The following is a 4,007-nucleotide window of genomic DNA, read 5'->3' on the forward strand; positions in this document are numbered from 1 at the left end:
CGTGGCCATTTCCGAGAGGGTTTCCTCGTCAAAGCCGAGGTCGGCCAGCACCCGGTCCATCTGGGTTTCGATCTCGCCTGCGCCAGAACCGGACAGGCCGGAGAAATTCCCCGTCTTGATCGCCTCAATCGTCGCAAGGATGTCGCCAAATTCTTGGTCGAGCAGACCGTTCAATTCATCTTCCATTTCCGTGCGGATGATATCCGGCAGTTCGGCAAGGCGGGTGAGCGCATCATAGGTTCTTTGCAGCTCCGCGAGTTGGTCCGTGAGCGTGGCAAGCTGTTCGCGGAGCTGCGTCAGCTGCTCGTTTTGCAGAATCTCGTCCTCGATCATCTGCCGGAGCTGCTGGATGTTTTGCGCGATGTTCTGGGTGTCGACGACAGGCACGCCTTGCGCGAGGGCAGGGGATAGGGCGCCAAGATGCAGACCGATCCCAAGTGTCGTGGCCAAGGCCGTCCTCACGAGCAAAAGTCTCATCATTCAATCTCCCTGATCGTAAAATCCATGAACGCGCCTTCGGCCATTCGGGCGCTGGCTTGGGCTAGTTCCTCGGCAGAGAGGACGCGGGTGCGTGCTGCCTGAAGCCGGATGCGGGCAGCGACGAGGCGCACGAGTTCGGCGCGAGCATAGGTGTTGAGCGCCATGCTCTCCTGCACGTCTTCAGTCTCTGAAATCCGTTCGACGATGTCGGAAATGCGTAGGGCGGCTTGGCGGATCGCGGCTGGTGAGTTGCTGCCATAAAAGGCCGCCCCATGACCCGTGAGCGAGAGGTTGGCATTGGCGAGAAGCGCCGGATCGATCGTGCCAAGCGCATCGATCCCGCCGATACGGCTTAGATAGAGATTGTAGCGTTCAGGGATGACCGACACGTAGTGCTGGGTCTCGCGGAAGGGTGGCACGCCGCCATACTCGAAAACCCGGCCGGGTCCGGCGTTATAGGCCGCGAGGGCGTTGATGATGTTGCCATCGAATGTGTTCAGCTGGGTCGCGAGATAGCGCGCGCCGCCATGCACCTGCAGATAGGGGCTGTCATAGTATTCCGGGTTGATGCCGAGATCGCTGGCCGTTCCGGGCATGATCTGGGTAAGGCCGAAGGCACCGACGGGCGAGCGAGCGCCGATGGTGAACCGGCTTTCCTGCCAGATGAGGGCCTGCAGAAGGGCGCGCCATTGAACCGGGGAGAGACCCGCGCGGCCCACGCCTGCAAAGCCGCTGGTTTCCTGGGCAACGCGGATGATGAGCTGCTCGATGTTCTCAGCGGCGTCGCCGAACATCTGCGCACCACCGGGATTGGGATCGATCTCGGCACTGCCATAGACGGCTTCCACTGCGCGGTCGGGATCCCCGCTGCCGTTTTCCAGCCCCGAGACCATAGCCGGCAAGCCCTGACCCCCGAAGCTTGTTTGCGCATCGAGGATGCGCTGCAGGGTTTCCAGCTGCTCCCGTTCGATCTCGGCAATGAGTTCGCGCACGGCAAGCTTGTCCGCCTGAACGGCCAAGTCAGCCTCGCGATCGCCAGTCTCGACGATGTCACGCGCGGTCAGCCCACTGTCATTGGTCGGCACGCCTTGAGACACGGCGAGACCGGGCAGCAGGCAAAGTGCCAGGATATGAGGCAGGCTAGACTTCAATGTCGCCCTCCGGCGCGCCAAGGGGCGTGAAGGTGCAATCAGGCGCGACGGGGGCAGTCGAGGCCAGGAAGGAGAAGCAATTGGCCTGCGGTTCCTGATACTGGGCGCAGGAGGCCAGCGCGCCGAGCGCAGCCAAAGCGATAAGAATACGGATCATGAAAGCCTCCAGAAGTCCGGGCGGTCGCGGTAATCGGCGCCGACGAGCGCCTCGCCTTTCTCCATGCCGCCGAGGATGGTGAGATTGGGCCCGAGAGCACTGAGATCGGCATCGACGACGATTGAGCCCTGGTCGTCGCGGATCAGCGCCAAACGGCTGTTGCTGCCCGTGTTGAGAAGGACGTCGAGCTCCTTCTCCGTTAGGTTCAGCATGGCGTAATCCGCAGGCTGCGCGCGGATATTGGGCAGCAGGATCTGCGTCGGCACCGCCTCGATGATGGTCTTGCCAGTTCGGGTGCGCTCGAGCTGGCTTGCGTATTGCGTCATCATCACCGCGACGGTGTTCTGCTTGCGCGCGGTCACGAGCCAGTTCGACAGCCGTTCGGCGAAATACGCGTTGTCGAGCGCCTTCCAGGCCTCGTCGATCACGATGATGGTGGGGCGGCGATCCTCGATCTCGCGTTCGACCCGGCGGAAAAGATAGGAGAGAACCGCCATCCGCTCCTTGTCGGCCTCGCTGTCGAGAATGCCGGTCAGATCGAAGCCCACCACATCCCCTTTGAGCGAGAACGTGTCCTCGAGGCTCTGCCCGAAGATCCAGCCATAGCGGCCGTCTTCGGTCCACTCGAGCAGGCGCTGGTGCAGATCGCCGCCATCATCGGTGGACACAAAAAGCGACGCGAAATCCCGCCAGTTCCGCAGGGCCGGATTGGAGGCCTGCGCGTTCTGGCGCACCACTTCCTGGATGCGATTGGTCTGTGCTGGCGTCAGGGGCTTGTCGGCGCGATAGAGCAAAGTGGTGAGCCAGTCCGACAGCCATGCCGTGCCGCGCGCATCGGTCTCGGTCCAGAGCGGGTTGAGGCCCGTGGGCTGACCGGCGTTCAGGGACGCGTAGCGCCCGCCATTGGCGCGGACCGCCATCTCCATACCGGATCGGTAATCGAAGACGAAGACCCGGGCGCCCGCGCGACGGGCTTGGGTCATCAGAAAGGCCGAAAGCACCGATTTGCCCGACCCGGGCCGTCCCATGATCAGGGTATGGCCGCTAGTGGGTTCTTTGTCGGGCGAGCCTTGTTCGTGATAAGAAAACCGGTAGGCGCTCTGCTCCGGCGTGGGCAAATAAGTGACGACCCGGCCCCATGGGGTTTTCGCGGCGGGTTTGCCGAGCTGTGTCCGGTGAAAGGCCGCAAAATCCGCGAAGTTGCGATTGGTGACGGCGCTGGCACGCACGCGCTTGGGCTGGTTGCCGGGATGCTGGCTGAGGTAATGGGCCTTTGCGGCGACCCGCTCACCGATCATCTTCACGCCTTCGGTCGCGGCGGCGTTCACGATCTCGGCGCTGAGCGTCTGCAGCTCTTCGAGCGTGTCGCAAAAGAGCGTCACGACCATGTGATGCTCGCCGAAGCTCTGGCGCTTGGCTTCGAGATCATCGGCGGCGATGTCGAGGGCTTCCATGAGCGAGAGGGCCGCGTCCTGGCTCGCCTGCATCTGCCGCTTTTGCCGCTTGATGCGGCCCGCCATGAGGTTCGAATTGATCGGCGTGAAGGACTGCGTGACGATCATGTCGACCGGCAGGTTCAGCATGTCGAACATGGTGCAGGAGGTGCCTTCGGAATATTCGCCGATGGTGAAGCTCTTGCCGTAGCGATGGCCCACGACGCCTTCCGAGAGCTCGAAATGGTCTCCGTGAAAAGTCACCCGGGTATTGGCGACGTTGAAGGACAGAAAGCCGTAGGTATTGGCAGGGTAGAGCGGCAGCTCGGTTCCCGTGTTCAGCGCGCCCAGAAACCCCACCAATTCCCCCGATGCAGCCGACAGCAGGCGCGGCTTGAGCTCGGTGAGGCCCGAAAGGAAGACGTTCACGGCCTCGCCGAGGCGCTGCAGGCGTTTGCGAGTCTCCTCCCTCAGTCGGTCTGGCGCGCTGCGGCTGAGGAACGGCAGGAGGCTTTTGGGCGGTGGGCGGTGAATGACGGTGAGCGTCAGCGTCTTGTCGCGGAGCCCGCTGGTTTCGAGCTTGGCGCGCCAACGCCGGTCGACCTCGCCCGCGAAGCTGTCCTCACGAATTGGGTCCAGATCCGGTTTGATGGCCTTTGAGACCTTGTGGACGTAATAACTGAATTCTGGCCCAAGCTGCGCGACGATACGGGCAAAAAGCGCCGTCACCTTGTCGAGATAGGCGTCGTCGGTCGTATAGCTGTTGATCCCCTCGAGCCGGATGCA

General features: G+C 62.6%; 4 protein-coding genes. All 4 read right to left on the reverse strand.

Annotated elements, in window-relative coordinates; genetic code table 11:
- Positions 1 to 477: type IV secretion system protein (locus BFV97_RS17090; protein ID WP_216635977.1), on the reverse strand; the 477-nt coding region annotated here is incomplete at its 3' end.
- On the reverse strand, positions 477 to 1,631 hold the full coding sequence (locus BFV97_RS17095) for a lytic transglycosylase domain-containing protein (RefSeq protein ID WP_172827934.1): 1,155 nt from the start codon (positions 1,629 to 1,631) through the stop codon (positions 477 to 479). The genes BFV97_RS17090 and BFV97_RS17095, both read right to left, overlap by 1 nt.
- Positions 1,621 to 1,788 (reverse strand): hypothetical protein, encoded by a 168-nt coding sequence (locus BFV97_RS18895; RefSeq protein ID WP_172827935.1) that lies wholly within the window; start codon positions 1,786 to 1,788, stop codon positions 1,621 to 1,623. The genes BFV97_RS17095 and BFV97_RS18895 overlap by 11 nt, the downstream gene beginning before the upstream one ends.
- Positions 1,785 to 4,007, reverse strand: a 2,223-nt coding sequence (locus BFV97_RS17100; protein WP_069301607.1) for a VirB4 family type IV secretion system protein, incomplete at its 5' end; no start/stop codon positions are given. The genes BFV97_RS17100 and BFV97_RS18895, both read right to left, overlap by 4 nt.

This window comes from Neptunicoccus sediminis, from assembly GCF_001719615.1.
Lineage (GTDB): Bacteria > Pseudomonadota > Alphaproteobacteria > Rhodobacterales > Rhodobacteraceae > Amylibacter > Amylibacter sediminis.